The following is a 15,694-nucleotide window of genomic DNA, read 5'->3' as shown; positions in this document are numbered from 1 at the left end:
TCACCGCTTTTCCGGGTTGCCAGTTACCAGCGTTGTTCCCTTGCCCGAACGTCTCGCAAAGCCGCCCGTTCAACGTTCCCAAAACATGACCCCCTACCCAATAACTCCGGAGACAGACATGACCACACCCGCCCCGATCTACACGCGCATGTTCCAGGTTCAGGAGCGTTACGGCGTTTCCGAATGGACCGTGCGCCGCTGGGCGGCCCAGGGGCTGATTGCGATCCACAAACGGGGCAATATGAGCTTTGTCCGTCACGAGGAAATGCAGCAGGTTTTGGAGGCGGGCTGTGCGGCCTGATGTGGGACCATACTGCCACAACCAACGGAAAGTCATAAAATTAGGGATAAAATGGTATAGGTGAGAGGAGAAACCTCAAACCGAAACCGGCCTCAAGTAGCGCTCTGCGCAGTAGGCCAGATCGGAATGGTGCGGGCGGGGAGACTCGAACTCCCACACCTTGCGGCGCCAGAACCTAAATCTGGTGCGTCTACCAATTCCGCCACGCCCGCATCACCAGCCCCAATAGCAAAGCCCATGCAGGGAAGCGAGACGAAATTGACGAAAAATCACGCGACATTAAGGGCCTGTTGAGGTATCGTGCCCTTAACCTAGAGGCAGGTTACAGAAAGAGACGCCATGAAACCGAATACGGTCGGGCGCGAGATCGGGCGGCAGATGCCCCCTTTGCGCACTGAAATCGCACATACCGGCTTGGTGGCCGGTACCCTTTTATTGACAGCAGACGGTGAAATCCCGGTCGAATATCTTTCGGTCGGCGATCGCATCATCACGCGCAACGCGGGCTATGTCCCCCTGCGCGCGCTCCACAGCATCCGCGTGACCGAAGAGGCGGTGAAAATCGCCGCCGGGTCGCTGGGGGATACCAAGCCCACGCATCACGTCATGGTGCCTGCATCGCAAATGGTGCTGGTCCGCGACTGGCGCGCCCGTGCCTTGGGGGGTGCGGCGCAGGCCGTGTTGCCCGCCGGTTGCCTGATCGACGATGAGTTCATCACGTCGCTGGGTCCGCGCGAGATGACGCTGGTCTGCCTGGGGTTCGAAGCACCGCACGTCGTCTACGCGGACGGGCTCGAGCTGTCGGTGCCTGCGATGTCGATGACCGGGGCGGCTGCGGCCTAGGCGTCCAGTTGCCGCAAGACCTGCGGCAACATCTCCGGCAAATCCTCGGCGATCAGACCGGGACCAAAGGCGCGGGCGCATTCCACATGCAGCCACGCCGCCGTCTCGCAGGCCGCCATCGGATCGAATCCGCGCGCCAACAACCCAGTGATGAACCCCGCCAGCACGTCCCCTGCCCCTGCTGTTGCAAGCCACGGCGCTACGCGGCCATAGGCCGCCGCGTGCACCGAACAGCGCCCATCCGGATGGGCAATCACGGTGTCCGGACCTTTGAACAGCACAACTGCCCCACACCGCGCCGCCGCCTCTCGGGTCGCATCCACTTTGGAATAGGCCGGGCCTCGCTCCGGCACCGCATTCAGCTTCTCGGCAATATCGGGGAACAGCCGCGCAAACTCGCCCCCATGGGGCGTCAACACACAACGATCATGCAACATGTCGCACAGTTCGGCTGGATCATCCGCCCAAACGCTCAACGCATCCGCATCAAGCACCACGTAGGGTGTGCGCTCTGCGCGCACCGCCACTGGCACCAACGCGCGCGCCCGTTCGAACCCCAGACCGGGGCCTAGGCACAGTGCATTGATCCGCGCATCTTCCAGCACCGCTTCAAACGCTCCGGCATCCGCAACCCGCGTCAACATCAGCGCCGTGATCTGAGACGCCGCCTCCATCTGCGCAGAGGGCGGCACGCCCAGCGTCACCAGCCCCGCCCCGATGCGCAGCGCGCCACGCGCCGCAAGCCGCGCGGCCCCAGTGCGTCCGGGACCACCTGACAATACCAGAGCGTGACCGTAGTCGAATTTGTGACCAGCGGTTTTCGCCAATGACCCTGGCGCTTCAACAGCCTGTACCGCATCCTGGGCTAACGTTCCGGAGGATTGGTTGGTTGGTGTGCTAACCATGCAGACCGATGTCTTTGACTACTGTTTTCATTCCGTGACGTTCAATTGCTGCATGGACGGGTTTGCGTGCATGGAAGGTGACAGCCAAGTCCGAGAAAATCGCTGGAAAAGCAGGGGAACCGTTGTCCTGCCCCCAGATCACCTCACCAGTATCGGTGTGGTAACCACTTGGGACGTCAATTGCGAGCAAACGGCTCGCGTTAAGACCGCGGTGAAGTGCAAGATAGTCCATGTGGACCATGATTTCATTGAGGCCGGTAATCGGACGTGCCAGCCCAATTCCAAAAAGAGCATCGACGACTAGAAAGGGCGGCTTTCGTTCGTTTTCGTCTCCAGACAATTCGTCTACTCTATGGCTTGCTTGATCACCGAACGCATGTTGCGCGTCCAATGCCGCGCGAGGGAAGCCTAGCATGTTCACCCGGCAGATCTCGAGAAATTGCCGAAAGTTCTCGCGTGCATCCTGCGGCAGCTTTTCGGCATCGCCATAGAAAAACACCTCAACATCCCACCCACGCACCTTCAGCAACCGCGCGACGACAAACCCGTCGCCGCCATTGTTGCCCGGCCCACACAGCACCACCGCGCGGTGTGCACGCTCACCCAATTCCGACCATTCCTCGAAAACTGCTTCGACCACACCGGCGCCTGCGCGCTCCATCAACTCGAGGCCCGTCACCTGCCCCGACTCAATTGCGGCCTGCTCTAGCGCCCGCATTTGGGCGGCGGTCAGCAACTCTGTCACACGCAAATCCCCAAAGTTTTCATTTTGCCCGTTTTTTGTGCGCACTGCACAATTTATGCCCGCGCATGCGCCAATTGCACTTTATCCCCGACAATCTCTACCGCATCCCATGGACGTTCCAAACCCAGAAATGGTCCATCCCAGACAAGGCGCGGCAAAGGGAGGCAAGCCCCATGAAAAAGATCGAAGCAATCATCAAGCCCTTCAAACTTGATGAAGTGAAAGAGGCCCTGCAAGAGGTCGGCGTTCAAGGCCTGTCCGTTGTCGAGGTCAAAGGGTTCGGCCGCCAAAAAGGTCATACCGAACTCTACCGTGGCGCAGAATACGTCGTGGACTTTTTGCCCAAGGTCAAAGTCGAGGTTGTGCTGGACGACGATCAGGTCGACGCAGCCATCGCCGCCATCGTTGACGCGGCCAAGACAGAGAAAATCGGCGACGGCAAGATTTTTGTCACGCCCATCGAACAAACCATCCGCATCCGTACCGGCGAGACCGGCTCGGACGCGCTCTAACTCTACCCTAAAGACAGGAAGGACTTTCCCGAAATGGCTAACCCCGTTCTCGATCTCATCAAGGAAGAAGGCGCAGAGTACGTCGACATCCGCTTCACCGACCCGCGCGGCAAGCTGCAGCACGTGACCGTCATGGCGGATCAGGTCGACGAAGACTTCCTCGAAGAAGGTTTCATGTTTGACGGCTCGTCCATCGCTGGGTGGAAATCCATCGAAGCCTCCGACATGAAGCTGATGCCCGACCAAAACAGCGCCTATGTCGACCCGTTCTACGCCGAGAAAACAATCTGCGTGCACTGCTCCATCGTCGAGCCCGACACCGGCGAAGCTTACGAGCGTGACCCGCGCGGCACCGCCGAAAAAGCCGAAGCTTACCTGAAATCAACAGGCATCGGCGACGTGGCTTACATGGGCCCCGAAGCGGAATTCTTCCTGTTCGACGACGTGCGTTATTCCAACTCGATCAACAAGGTATCCTACGAAGTTGATGCAACAGATGCATCCTGGAACACCGACACCGAGTACGAGATGGGCAACATGGGCCACCGTCCCGGCGTCAAGGGCGGCTACTTCCCCGTGAACCCCACGGACGAAAGCCAGGACCTGCGCTCCGAGATGCTCTCGACCATGAAACGTCTGGGCATGAAGGTCGACAAGCACCACCACGAAGTGGCGTCCTGCCAGCACGAGCTGGGCCTGATCTTTGACAGCCTGACCACACAGGCCGACGAGCTGCAGAAATACAAATACGTCATCCACAACGTCGCCGCTGCTTATGGCAAGTCGGCCACGTTCATGCCGAAACCCATCGCGGGCGACAACGGCACAGGCATGCACGTGAACATGTCGATCTGGAAAGACGGCAAACCGCTCTTTGCGGGCGACAAGTATGCGGACCTGTCGGACGAGGCGCTGTTCTTCATCGGCGGCATCCTCAAGCACGCCAAGGCCCTGAACGCCTTCACCAACCCATCGACCAACAGCTACAAGCGTCTGATCCCCGGCTTCGAAGCCCCCGTGCTGCGCGCCTACTCGGCCCGCAACCGTTCGGGCTGCGTCCGGATCCCATGGACCGAGTCGCCCAAAGCCAAGCGGGTTGAGGCACGCTTCCCCGATCCGTCGGCGAACCCCTACCTGTGCTTTGCGGCCCTGCTGATGGCCGGCCTCGACGGCATCCAGAACAAGATCCATCCGGGCGAGCCTTCGGACAAGGACCTCTACGATCTGCCCCCAGAAGAGCTGGCCGGTATCCCAACCGTCTGCGGGTCGCTGCGCGAAGCAATGACCGAGCTGGAAGCGGACATGGACTTCCTGCTGGCCGGTGACGTGTTCACCAAAGACCAGATCGAAGGCTACATCGCGCTGAAGATGGAAGAGATCGAAACATACGAACACACACCGCACCCGGTTGAGTTCGGCATGTACTACAGCTGCTGATCCTCCCCAGCAGTCACACTCGAAAGGGCGCCCGTTGCGGCGCCCTTTTTTTGTGTCGCGACCGGGTGGGCGAATCAACCCAAGGCGAGCGCAAACCCAGCGCAAAACGCGGACCACAGCCAGTGGACGCGCGCCAAAAAATGAGACGAAATCAATCGCCTGGCGGTCAGGACACACGCACAGATTGGCATGGGTTGAAAAAAGTGGCGGCAATCCGCCGGAATGCCGCGTTGCGGCAAAGGTCGTGAATTCCTTACTTGCAAGCACCTCGCAAGAGGCAGACCATGACCTTGTTTAACCTCTACTTTTTGAACGGTGACATAAAATGACGACAACTCAATTTTGCTTCCGAGTTTGCGTTGCAGCATCAGTAATCATGGGTCTGCACATGATCGTGACCTACCTGCCGTAAACCATATTTTTTGTTTTTTGACTTTGGCCCCACCGACGAGCGCGATAGCCTGAGCCTCCAGAACGGGTGGGAGTAGTAACATGTACCAACAGAAGAAATTGCGCGCAGCCTTGCTTGCCGCGTCATGTGTCGTGGTGTCTGCGGGCGCGGTTGCGGCCAAGTGCGGAAATGACGGTGGTGGCTTTGCAGGGTGGAAACCCGGCTTTGCGGCCGAGGCGAAACGCGCCGGTGTGGGCGCACGTGGCCTGCAGGCGTTGAACGACGCAACCTATGCCACCCGGACCATCGCGGCGGACCGCAATCAAAAATCGTTCCGCTATTCCCTGTCCAAGTTCATGCAGGTGCGCGGCGCTGACACGATCGTGGCCCAGGGCCGCAAACGCAAAGCACGCAGCCCCGATTTCTACGCCGCCCTCGAGCGGCAATACGGCGTGCCTGCGGGCGTTCTGATTGCCATTCACGGCATGGAAACGGCCTTTGGCGGGTTCATGGGCGACAGCGCGGTCGTGTCCGCGATTGTGACGCTGACCTACGACTGCCGCCGCTCTGATTTCTTCAAACCACACGCCATCGGTGCGCTGAAACTGGTGGATCAGGGTGCCATCACCGGCGCCACCAAAGGGGCCAAGCACGGCGAGCTGGGGCATACGCAGTTCCTGCCCGGCAACGCACTGAAATACGGCGTGGACGCCAATGGCGACGGGCGTGTCGACTTCTACAACCAGACGGATGCTCTTGCTTCCACGGCCAACTTCCTGCGCCAAAAGGGTTGGAAACCCGGCAAAGGGTACCAAGAGGGCCAGCCCAATTTCGCTGTGATCAAACAGTGGAACGCCGCCACCGTGTATCAGCAGGCGATTGCCATCATGGGCGCGCGCATCGACGGGTAGCGCCTCTACCGGCCTGGTCCCCCTTGCCAAGGGTCGATGCGTCGACTACATGGCCGGCATAGGGATCAGGCCCCTGCCCTCCGCATTCATGGTGAAGCCTGACGGATAGACCCATTTGACAGGTCGCAGGCACGGCAACGCGGAGCCCCAGACGCCACCACAACACGCGACCGCTGATTGAATGGAGACGGATATGGATATCCCCCTTCCCTCACGCAGTGCGCTCAAGGCGCAGGCCAAACGATTGCGCTCGGCCATCACCACCAACGGCACGCCCTTTTCCCATGCCCAGGCCCTCGAAGCCGTGGCGCATCAATGGGGTGCGCGCGACTGGAACACCCTGAGCGCGCGGGCGCAGGACGACGCCCAGCCGGGGTATCACCCCGGTCAGCGGGTGACGGGCCGCTATCTGGGCCACCGGTTCGCGGCCACCATCCGCGCCGCGCGTCTGATGCCCGGTGGCCGCCACGCGCTGACCTTGCGGTTTGACGAGGCGATTGACGTTGTGACCTCGCCGCATTTCTCGGCGTTCCGGCGTCAGGTGAATTGCATCGTGAACATGCAGGGCGTGTCACCCCGCGCCACATCGGACGGACAGCCTCACGTGCGGATCAACGACGCATGGTCCGGCGCCTAATCCGGCGCGCCCGACACCACCCCCGGCACATCCGCCTGCCGCAAAACGTAGCTGTGGATCACAAACACAACCGCGTTGCTTTGTGGCAGGCGGATCAGGGTCTGACGTTCTGACCGGTAATAGGGCCCGGTGCGCGACCCCGCTCCCACCCTGCGCGGCTCGGCGGCGCTGCGCGGCTGAAACAGCTCGGGATCCTCATACCAAAGCTGATTGAACCGCCACAGCGGCCGACCCACCTGTATCCCGTCAAACAGACGCTGCACCCGCCGTGCCACATCGTCGGAATAGTCCTCAACCGGCGCATGGATGTCGATCAACGGACGCCCCGCCTTTTCCGAAAGGTGCCACGACGCCGGAAAGCACAGGACCGCCCCGGTCAGCACGTGCTCTGCCCCCCGCTTCTGCATCAGCACAAAGTCGCACTGGCACAGCCGCCCCAGCGTCGCCATGGGCGCATCTTTTGCGACCCTCACTTGCCGCCCATCCGGGCAGCTGATGGCCTCTGCCCCGACCTCAAATCCCAGCCCAGGCAGCACGTCACAGACCACCTCCAACAGTTCGACCGCCGCTGGCATAGCCATCGGATCAAGGTACAGCACACTGTCGGGCCGCGTGCGGATCAATTCCTCCCGATGCGCCATCTGCCCGGCATAGGCCTCATCCACCCGCAACCACGGGCCGGTCTCGGGCAAAATCCCCGGCAACCGGCGGCCAATCTGCATGTCATCCGGCAAAACGCGCTGCAAAGTCTCAGTCATTCCAGCATGCTGGCACAACACCTCGCCACCTTCCAGCCCGCGCAGGTCCCCCAGCCAAAGCCAAAAAACGCCCGATCCAAGTCGGAAACGGGCATTTTTGCCGCCAAAAATCGCGGCACGCTGACCCAAAGGGAGGACACGCAATGAACCAGCACCACAGGGATACGCGCAAAATCGACCCGTCTCGCGGCGCGGTTCTGGGCGATGGCACACCCAATGACGCGGACCGGATCGAAATCGGACCCACCCGTCTGGCCTTTGACGAATGGGCGGAGGCGGGTCTGCAACTGCCCAATCTGGACGCCATGCGCCGGTTCCGCTGGGACCGCCTGACGCGCCACATTGTCGACCGCGACTATGCCGGCTTGCTGATGTTCGACCCGCTCAACATCCGCTATGCAACCGATTCCACCAACATGCAGCTCTGGAACACCCACAACCCGTTCCGCGCCGTTCTGCTCTGTGCTGACGGTTACATGGTGATCTGGGACTACAAGAACGCGCCCTTCCTGTCGTCCTTCAACCCGCTGGTGCGCGAGGTTCGGCACGGCGCGGACCTGTTCTACTTTGACCGCGGCGACAAGGTCGACGTGGCCGCCGATGCCTTTGCCAACGCCGTCCGCGAAATCCTGTCGGAACACGCGCCGGGCCTGAACCGGCTGGCCATCGACAAACCCATGGTCCACGGCCTGCGCGCCATCGAAGCACAGGGATTCACCGTCATGGACGGCGAGGAAGTCACCGAAAAATCGCGCTCTGTCAAAGGCCCGGACGAGATCAAGGCCATGCGCTGCGCGGTCCACGCCTGCGAGGCATCCGTGCAAGCGATGGAGGATTTCGCCCGTGCCAACGTGGGCGACGGCCGAACCTGCGAGGATGACATCTGGGCCGTCCTGCACGCCGAGAACATCAAACGCGGCGGCGAATGGATCGAGACCCGTCTGCTCAGTTCCGGACCGCGCACAAACCCATGGTTTCAGGAATGTGGGCCGCGCATCTGCCAACAAAACGAGATCATCTCCTTCGACACCGATCTCGTTGGCGCCTACGGCATCTGCGTCGACATCTCGCGCAGTTGGTGGATCGGCAATGCCAAACCGCGCCCCGACATGGTCTACGCCATGCAGCACGCCCACGAACACATCATGCAGAACATGGACATGCTGCGCCCCGGCATCACCGTGCCTGAACTGACCGCAGGCACCCACGTGCTTGACGACAAGTTCCAGGCCCAGAAATACGGCTGCCTGATGCACGGCGTGGGCCTGTGTGACGAGTGGCCGCTGGTCCAGTACCCCGACAAGGCCGTGCCGGGCTCGTTCGACTATGCGCTCGAACCGGGCATGGTGCTCTGCGTCGAGGCGGCGGTGGGCGAGGTTGGCGGCGATTTCTCGATCAAGCTCGAGGACCAGGTGCTGATCACCGAGGACGGCTTTGAAAACCTCATCAGCTACCCGTTTGACCCCGCCCTCATGGGACAGTGACGCACCTCAGGGCGGTCTCCCGCATCGCGACCACCAAAGACATGAGACAGCAGCACGGGGCTGAATTGTATAACACCTCCGCGTGAGGGCGTATTACAGCCCCTTCCCCTGATGCGCCAATGTCCCCATTCTCTTGGCCAGAGGAGACACCCATGCCCACAGAACGCATTTCTTTTCCCGGCCACGCTGGCACTTTGGACGCCCGTTTGGACCTGCCCGAAGGCCCGCACCTGGCCACGGCCGTGTTTGCGCACTGTTTCACCTGTGGCAAGGACATCCCCGCCGCCCGCCGCGTCGCCGCGCGGCTGACCACCATGGGCATCGCCGTGCTGCGGTTCGACTTCACCGGGCTGGGCCACAGCGACGGCGAATTTGCCAACACGTCTTTTACCTCCAACGTGCAGGACCTCGAACAGGCGGTGGCCTACCTCAACAGCCGCGACATGCCCCCGTCGCTGCTGATCGGGCACAGCCTGGGCGGTGCCGCCGTTCTCAAAGCCACGGCCAAACTGGACCAGATCAAGGCCGTCGCCACGCTGGGCGCGCCCTTTGATCCGGGCCATGTCACCCATAACTTCTCTTCCGCCCTGCCCGAGATCCTGGAAAAGGGCGAGGCCGAAGTGTCGCTGGGCGGGCGCCCCTTCCGCATCGGCAAAACCTTTGTCGAGGACGTCGCCGACGAACGGCTGCAACCCGCGATCACCCGGCTGAATGCCGCGCTGCTGATCCTGCACGCCCCCCGCGACACCATTGTCAGCATCGACAATGCCAGCGAGATCTTCATGGCCGCCAAGCACCCCAAGAGCTTTGTGACACTGGACGATGCCGATCACCTGATCACCAACGCCGATCATGCCGAATACGCCGCCGACATCATCTCGACCTGGGCCAAGAAATACCTGGCGCTCAAGCCGCCCGCCCCGCCCATCGGCGCGCCCGAAGGCATCGTGCGCAGCTCAGAGGCAGACCCCAACGGATACCTTCAGGACATCACCCACGGCACGCGCCACCACATTCTGGCCGACGAACCCCGTGCCTATGGCGGCACCAATCAGGGCCTGTCACCCTACGGGCTGCTGTCCGCCGGGCTGGCCGCCTGCACGTCGATGACCATCCGCATGTATGCCCGCCGTAAGGACTGGCCGCTCAAACACGTGTCTGTCGATGTCAGCCACAACAAGGTCCACGCCCAGGACGCCGGCACCACATCCGCAGACAAGATCGACGAATGGAAACGCCGCATCACCCTGACTGGCACACTCGACGACGACCAGCGCGCACGGCTGCTGGAAATCGCTGACAAATGCCCGGTGCACCGCACGCTCGAACGCACCTCCAAGGTCCTGACGGAACTGGTTCCGTCGGACGGGGTGCTGGTGCCGTCCTGACCGCAAAAGGGCTCAGGCCCGAAGCCGTCCCGGAATGAAACGAGGCGCGGACCCGTCAGGGGCCGCGCCTCTCAATTTTTAAACAAGCCGGGATCACCCCCGGCCCATGTCGGGATCAGCCGCGCGCGCGGCCCACCAGTTTCCACGCCGCTGGCAGCACCAGCGCCGCCAGTGCCAGCTTGATCGCGTCACCCACGAGGAACGGTGTCAGACCCCAGGCCAGGATCGGCTTGTCCCAGCCATAAAGCTGACCCAGCCACGCCAGACCCGGCACATAGATCAGCACGTTGCCAATCAGCATCGCCAGCGCCATCCACACAACCGACCGGTCCCAGCCGCGCTGCGCCAGCGCGCCCAGCGCCAACGTGGCCAGCACGTAGCCCACCAGATAGCCGCCTGTGCCGCCCATCATGTAGGTCAGACCAAATTTCTCTGCCGACGACCCGGCAAAGACGTCAAAGCCCAGCGCGCCCACGATCATATAAGCCAGGATCGTCACCAGCCCGAGGCGCGCGCCATAGGCGGCACCAATGGTCAGAACCGCAAAGGTGCCCATGGTGATCGGAACGGGCCACATCGGCACCTTGATCTTTGCTGCAACCGCAAGAAGCACAACACCCAGCACCACCAAAGCCACCTGCTTGAGGCGCAGGGCCGTGCCCTCGTTTGCACCAAACATATCGCTCAGCACTTTGTTATTCCACGTCGATTCCATGAGACCTCACCTGTCCGATCATAAATTCTGCGCAGGTTGTGCCAATCCACACCGGTTTCTGCAAGCGCAAAGCCGCTTGATCCACATCAAGGTAGCGCAACCATATCCGTGCAAAGGTTCAGACCTGCCCAAAATGCCGGAGACCCCCATGCCCCTGATCCACCCCCTCGCCCAAAGCGCGGACCTGATGACCGGAATGCTGACCCGCCTGCACCGGTCGTTTGTGGCACCGGGTGCCCATGCCACCGCTGCACAGGCGCAATATGCCCGCGCGCTGGTCTGTCGCTGTGCAACCTGCCCCGATCAAGCCGGATGCGCGCGGCTGCAAGCCACAATGCTCCACCTCGACACCCCACCCGACTTCTGCCCAAACGCGCAGGCGCTTATGGCGCTGCCACCGGCGCATAGCGACTGACCATCACATAGGACTTGCGCGGCCCCTTCACCGTCCAGCGCACCGTATGCACCGGCCAGGCGCTGAAATCATAGTCCACCGTATAGGTGTCGGGATCGCAGAAATGCGTCGTGCGCCCGCCCATGGCCGGGACCTTGTGGAAAAACCGGCCGTCTTCAAAGAACACGCTCAAATCCTCCGCCCAGCGGTATCGCCGCTCCGCCTTCATGGGGGCGGCACCCTCCAGGTACAAAACACCCGCCTCCGCATATGCGGCACCATCCGCCGTGCGGCTCAGACGGGCCTCGCCCTCGAACCGCGCCGGCGCGCCCTGCGCCGGGGTGATGCTGCGCGACAGGGTCCACGATCCAACAAAATCCCCAAGCTGACGCTCAGTCGGCATAAACGGCTTCGGTGATGTCATCGCCCTCTCCCACAAACCGCAACTTGTCCCCCTGACGGTCCATGCCATAACAGGCCCACAGGTCATTGGGCGGCCACTGGCTGCAATAGGCATCGCCCTCAACCCGCCAATAGCCCCAGCTTTCCCGCCCCTTGTAGATATAGAGCGTGCGGCCCGACGCCCGGAAATCCTGCGTCGTGTCCGGATAGGCCAGCGTGCGCCCCGTCAGCGCCTCCGAAATCTCCGCACCACGCAGCGCGGTCCACTCCCCAGCCGCCGCAGGGCCAGCCAAACAGGCAATGATCAGGGCAAAGCGTCTCATATCGGGGCCTTCATCTTGTCGTTACGTGGCGCGCAGTCTAAGAGCGCGGCGAGCAATCCGACAGTCACAAAAAGGTGCCCCGACATGATCCCACGCTATTCCCGCCCCGACATGGTTGCGATCTGGGAACCGGCCACCAAGTTCCGCATCTGGTACGAGATCGAGGCACACGCCTGTGACGCCATGGCTGACCTCGGTGTGATCCCCCGCGAAAACGCCGACGCCGTGTGGAAGGCCAAGGACGTCGAATTCGACGTGGCCCGCATCGACGAGATCGAGGCCGTGACCAAACACGACGTCATCGCCTTTCTGACGCACCTGGCCGAACATGTCGGCAGCGACGAGGCGCGCTTTGTCCACCAGGGCATGACCTCCTCGGACGTGCTGGACACCTGTTTCAACGTGCAACTGACCCGCGCCGCCGACATCCTCATCGCAGACCTCGAAGGGCTGCTGGCCGCCCTCAAGCGCCGCGCGATGGAACACAAGGACACCCCCCGCATCGGTCGCAGCCACGGCATCCACGCCGAACCCACCACCATGGGCCTGACCTTTGCCCGCTTCTACGCGGAAATGGACCGCAACCTGTCGCGTATGCGCGACGCGCGCGCCGAGATTGCCACCGGCGCAATCAGCGGTGCGGTCGGCACCTTCGCCAATGTCGATCCCGGCGTCGAAGAGCACGTCTGCGACAAACTGGGTCTGGTCCCCGAACCCATCAGCACCCAGGTCATCCCCCGCGACCGCCACGCCGCCTTCTTTGCGACACTGGGTGTCGTCGCCAGCTCGATCGAAAACATCGCGGTCGAAATCCGCCACATGCAACGGACCGAAGTGCTGGAGGGGGCCGAATTCTTCTCCATGGGCCAAAAGGGCTCAAGCGCGATGCCGCACAAGAAAAACCCCGTGCTGACCGAAAACCTCACCGGTCTGGCCCGCATGGTCCGCTCCGCCGTGATCCCCGCCATGGAAAACGTGGCCCTCTGGCACGAACGCGACATCTCGCATTCCTCTGTCGAACGCATGATCGGGCCTGACGCCACCATCACGCTCGATTTCGCGCTCGCACGTCTCACCAGCGTGGTCGACAAGATGCTGATCTTCCCCGAGAACATGCTCGAGAACATGAACAAGTTCCCCGGCCTCGTGATGAGCCAACGGGTGCTGCTGGCCCTGACCCAGGCCGGTGTCAGCCGCGAAGACGCCTACGCCTATGTGCAGCGCAACGCGCTCAAGGTCTGGGAACACCGCACCGACTTCAAAGAAGAACTGCTGGCCGATGCCGACGTGACCGCCGCCCTCAGCCGCGAAGAGATCGAAGAGAAATTCGACCTCGGGTATCACACCAAACATGTGGACACGATCTTTGCCCGCGTGTTCGGCCAAGACTGAAACCCAGCGCGGCGGACGGCATTTTGACCACCCGCCGCGCTGACGCCTTGCGCAACAGACCGCGTGGCAAAGCGGCCTGCGTCGATTTCCTTTTGCAGAATGCCTCTGGTGCCCTACCCTCTGTGCATCCAATCAAAAGGAGACGACCGATGAAGACCAAGACCCTCGCCGTGGCACTGGCCCTCACCCTCGCCCCCACGCTCAGCCTTGCGATGGGCTGCAACTATGGCAAGCACGATCAACAGGCGATGTCCTGTGCGGCTGGCACCTCCTATGACGCCGCCACCAACAGCTGCGTGGCCACCACCGGCTGACCTCACGTTTTCGTGATCGCATAAAATCCGGACGCGTCGGGTTGTCTATGTATCGAACCCAACGCGTCCAATCGGAGACCAGACATGCTGCGTACACTTGCCCTCGCCACCGCCCTTACACTGCCCTTGGCCCTGCCGACAACCGGCTTCGCCGCGGGCAGCGACAACACCGCGAAACCCAAGAAGACCGAAACCACTCAGGACTGTTTCAAGGCCCGCCAGTGGGATCCCGAGACCAAGGCCTTCGTGCGATTTTCCCAGCCCGTGAACGGTGTGTGGGACGCGAACCTGCGCAAATGCGTGCGCCCCGACAAGACATCGCATCTCGACAGCGACACGCTCTACAAGGCCGTGCGCGAACTGGCCTATGCGGGCCGCTACAACGAAGCCATTCAGGTCCTCGACCAGATGCCCGAACAGCTTGATGACAAGGTCTTGACCTATCGCGGCTTTACCGCACGCAAGCTGGGCAACCTCGAACAGGCCAACCTTTACTACGAGCAGGCGCTGACGCTGAACCCCGACAACATTCTGGCACGCTCCTACATGGGTCAGGGCAAGGTCGCCGCCGGTGACAAGATCGCCGCCCGCACCCAGTTGCGCGAAATTCAGGCCCGCGGTGGCGCAGGCACATGGGCCGAAGCATCGCTGCGCTCGGCCATCGAAACAGGGACAACCTACAGCTACTGATGCCATGACCGGTTGAGGGTTTCTCAACCATTGCCTGCCAGAAACGCGATATACAGTTTCGAGGCAGGACATGACCGAATTGGTTCCCATGTCCGCCGCCCCTGCTCCGATGCAGATGGGCGGCGGTTCTTCTTTGCGCACCGCACCCCCTCTCAGCCGCCGGGCCAAGGCGGCCATTGTGGTGCGGCTCTTGCTGAACGAGGGCGCGGACATCCCCCTCGAGGACCTGCCAGAGGAATTGCAGGCGCACCTGACCACCGCCATGGGCAACATGCGCGTTGTCGACCGTGACACGCTGCACGACGTGGTGGGCGAATTTGCCGAAGAGGTCGAGCGCATCGGCCTGTCCTTTCCCGGTGGCATCGCGGGCGCGCTGTCCGCGCTCGACGGCAAAATCAGCCGCCAGACCGCCGAACGCCTGCGCAAAGAGGCGGGCGTGCGCGAAACCGGCGATCCATGGGCGCGCATCCGCGAGATGGGGCCAGAGCTGCTCCTGCCCATCCTCGAAGAAGAAAGCATCGAGATCGCCGCCGTCATGCTGTCCAAGCTCGACGTGTCCAAAGCCGCCGAATTGCTGGGCAAGATGCCCGGTCCCCGCGCCCGCCAGATCACCTATGCCGTGTCGATGACCGGTGCGGTGACGCCCGACGCCGTTGAACGGATTGGCCTGTCGCTGGCGACCCAGATGGACGCGCGCCCCTTGCGCGCCTTTGATGACGGCCCCGTCGCCCGCGTGGGTGCGATCCTCAACTCCTCCACCACGACCACCCGTGATGACATGCTCGCAGGGCTCGATGAAAAGGACGAAGGCTTCGCAAATGCTGTCCGCAAGGCAATCTTTACCTTTGCCAACATCCCAAGCCGTATTGCCCCCCGCGACATCCCCCGCATCCTGCGCGATGTCGAGCAAGAGGCACTTGTCACCGCCATCGCCGGTGCCCCCGCCATGGGGATGGAGGCCAGTTCCGAGTTCATCCTCAGCAACATGTCCGCCCGCCTCGCCGATCAGTTGCGCGAAGAGGTGGCAGAGGCCGGCACGCCCAAGACCGGCGATGTCGACGACGCCATGTCCAGCATCGTCGCCACCATCCGCAGCATGGAGGCTTCGGGCGAATTGATGCTCGTCACCGAAGAAGAGGACTAGGCCCACAC

19 protein-coding genes and 1 tRNA gene are annotated in these 15,694 nt (G+C 62.1%); 13 read left to right on the top strand and 7 right to left on the bottom strand.

Annotated features, from left to right (window positions below; genetic code table 11):
- The first annotated feature begins 118 nt into the window (after positions 1–118).
- The gene (locus Q0936_RS15795) at positions 119–301 is read left to right on the top strand and encodes a helix-turn-helix domain-containing protein (protein WP_299292596.1); all 183 of its coding nucleotides are present in this window, start codon (positions 119–121) and stop codon (positions 299–301) included.
- Positions 302–428: 127 nt separating this feature from the next.
- Here Q0936_RS15795 and Q0936_RS15790 read toward each other — a convergent pair.
- Positions 429–513 (bottom strand) — tRNA-Leu (locus Q0936_RS15790).
- Positions 514–640: 127 nt separating this feature from the next.
- Here Q0936_RS15790 and Q0936_RS15785 point away from each other — a divergent pair.
- Positions 641–1,144, top strand: a complete 504-nt coding sequence (locus Q0936_RS15785; protein WP_299144909.1) for a Hint domain-containing protein — start codon at positions 641–643, stop codon at positions 1,142–1,144.
- On the opposite strand, the gene Q0936_RS20400 is transcribed toward Q0936_RS15785, so the two are convergent.
- On the bottom strand, positions 1,141–2,049 hold the full coding sequence (locus Q0936_RS20400) for an NAD(P)H-hydrate dehydratase (protein WP_366524886.1): 909 nt from the start codon (positions 2,047–2,049) through the stop codon (positions 1,141–1,143). The genes Q0936_RS15785 and Q0936_RS20400 overlap by 4 nt on opposite strands.
- On the bottom strand, positions 2,042–2,794 hold the full coding sequence (locus tag Q0936_RS20395; protein WP_363323264.1) for an NAD(P)H-hydrate epimerase: 753 nt from the start codon (positions 2,792–2,794) through the stop codon (positions 2,042–2,044). The genes Q0936_RS20400 and Q0936_RS20395 overlap by 8 nt, the downstream gene beginning before the upstream one ends.
- 173 nt (positions 2,795–2,967) lie before the next feature.
- Between Q0936_RS20395 and Q0936_RS15775 the strand changes: the two genes are divergently transcribed.
- The 4 genes from Q0936_RS15775 (at position 2,968) to Q0936_RS15760 (ending at position 6,682) form a co-directional block, all read left to right on the top strand.
- The gene (locus Q0936_RS15775; RefSeq protein ID WP_299144907.1) at positions 2,968–3,306 is read left to right on the top strand and encodes a P-II family nitrogen regulator; all 339 of its coding nucleotides are present in this window, start codon (positions 2,968–2,970) and stop codon (positions 3,304–3,306) included.
- 33 nt (positions 3,307–3,339) lie between these two features.
- Positions 3,340–4,743 (top strand): type I glutamate--ammonia ligase, encoded by a 1,404-nt coding sequence (gene glnA / locus Q0936_RS15770; protein WP_299144905.1) that lies wholly within the window; start codon positions 3,340–3,342, stop codon positions 4,741–4,743.
- A 492-nt stretch (positions 4,744–5,235) separates the two neighbouring features.
- Positions 5,236–6,045 (top strand): lytic transglycosylase domain-containing protein, encoded by an 810-nt coding sequence (locus tag Q0936_RS15765; RefSeq protein WP_299292598.1) that lies wholly within the window; start codon positions 5,236–5,238, stop codon positions 6,043–6,045.
- A gap of 193 nt (positions 6,046–6,238) precedes the next feature.
- On the top strand, positions 6,239–6,682 hold the full coding sequence (locus tag Q0936_RS15760) for a glyoxalase superfamily protein (protein ID WP_299292600.1): 444 nt from the start codon (positions 6,239–6,241) through the stop codon (positions 6,680–6,682).
- Here the strand turns inward: Q0936_RS15760 and Q0936_RS15755 are convergent.
- Positions 6,679–7,440, bottom strand: a complete 762-nt coding sequence (locus tag Q0936_RS15755; protein ID WP_299292602.1) for a DUF3445 domain-containing protein — start codon at positions 7,438–7,440, stop codon at positions 6,679–6,681. The two genes, Q0936_RS15760 and Q0936_RS15755, sit on opposite strands and share 4 nt — an antisense overlap.
- Positions 7,441–7,583: 143 nt before the next feature.
- Here Q0936_RS15755 and dddP point away from each other — a divergent pair, with 143 nt between their 5' ends.
- On the top strand, positions 7,584–8,924 hold the full coding sequence (gene dddP / locus Q0936_RS15750) for a dimethylsulfonioproprionate lyase DddP (RefSeq protein ID WP_299292604.1): 1,341 nt from the start codon (positions 7,584–7,586) through the stop codon (positions 8,922–8,924).
- Between the two features lie 152 nt (positions 8,925–9,076).
- Positions 9,077–10,312 (top strand): bifunctional alpha/beta hydrolase/OsmC family protein, encoded by a 1,236-nt coding sequence (locus Q0936_RS15745; RefSeq protein ID WP_299292606.1) that lies wholly within the window; start codon positions 9,077–9,079, stop codon positions 10,310–10,312.
- Positions 10,313–10,427: 115 nt separating this feature from the next.
- Here the strand turns inward: Q0936_RS15745 and Q0936_RS15740 are convergent, their stop codons facing one another.
- A complete protein-coding gene (locus tag Q0936_RS15740) occupies positions 10,428–11,027 on the bottom strand; it encodes a biotin transporter BioY (RefSeq protein WP_299292608.1) in 600 nt (199 codons plus the stop codon).
- Between the two features lie 148 nt (positions 11,028–11,175).
- Here Q0936_RS15740 and Q0936_RS15735 point away from each other — a divergent pair, with 148 nt between their 5' ends.
- On the top strand, positions 11,176–11,442 hold the full coding sequence (locus Q0936_RS15735; protein ID WP_299292610.1) for a DUF6455 family protein: 267 nt from the start codon (positions 11,176–11,178) through the stop codon (positions 11,440–11,442).
- On the opposite strand, the gene Q0936_RS15730 is transcribed toward Q0936_RS15735, so the two are convergent.
- Both Q0936_RS15730 and Q0936_RS15725 read right to left on the bottom strand, forming a co-directional pair.
- The gene (locus tag Q0936_RS15730; protein ID WP_299292612.1) at positions 11,411–11,845 is read right to left on the bottom strand and encodes a DUF6314 family protein; all 435 of its coding nucleotides are present in this window, start codon (positions 11,843–11,845) and stop codon (positions 11,411–11,413) included. The two genes, Q0936_RS15735 and Q0936_RS15730, sit on opposite strands and share 32 nt — an antisense overlap.
- Positions 11,814–12,146, bottom strand: coding sequence for a hypothetical protein (locus Q0936_RS15725; protein WP_299292614.1), 333 nt, complete (start codon positions 12,144–12,146; stop codon positions 11,814–11,816). The genes Q0936_RS15730 and Q0936_RS15725 overlap by 32 nt, the downstream gene beginning before the upstream one ends.
- Before the next feature lie 84 nt (positions 12,147–12,230).
- Between Q0936_RS15725 and purB the strand changes: the two genes are divergently transcribed.
- The 4 genes from purB (at position 12,231) to Q0936_RS15705 (ending at position 15,686) form a co-directional block, all read left to right on the top strand.
- Positions 12,231–13,538, top strand: a complete 1,308-nt coding sequence (gene purB, locus Q0936_RS15720; protein WP_299292617.1) for an adenylosuccinate lyase — start codon at positions 12,231–12,233, stop codon at positions 13,536–13,538.
- 149 nt (positions 13,539–13,687) lie between these two features.
- Positions 13,688–13,852 (top strand): adenylosuccinate lyase, encoded by a 165-nt coding sequence (locus tag Q0936_RS15715; RefSeq protein WP_299144883.1) that lies wholly within the window; start codon positions 13,688–13,690, stop codon positions 13,850–13,852.
- Positions 13,853–13,936: 84 nt separating this feature from the next.
- Positions 13,937–14,542 carry a tetratricopeptide repeat protein gene (locus Q0936_RS15710; protein WP_363323265.1) on the top strand — a complete coding sequence of 202 codons (606 nt, stop codon included), beginning with the start codon at positions 13,937–13,939 and terminating at the stop codon, positions 14,540–14,542.
- A 70-nt stretch (positions 14,543–14,612) separates the two neighbouring features.
- Complete coding sequence (locus Q0936_RS15705) at positions 14,613–15,686, top strand: FliG C-terminal domain-containing protein (protein ID WP_299144879.1); 1,074 nt, start codon at positions 14,613–14,615, stop codon at positions 15,684–15,686.
- Positions 15,687–15,694 lie beyond the last annotated feature (8 nt).

The sequence above is a fragment of the uncultured Tateyamaria sp. genome (assembly GCF_947488715.1).
Lineage (GTDB): Bacteria > Pseudomonadota > Alphaproteobacteria > Rhodobacterales > Rhodobacteraceae > Tateyamaria.
Note: the sequence above shows the minus strand (reverse complement) of the source record. Positions and strands in the feature narration are given on the sequence as shown.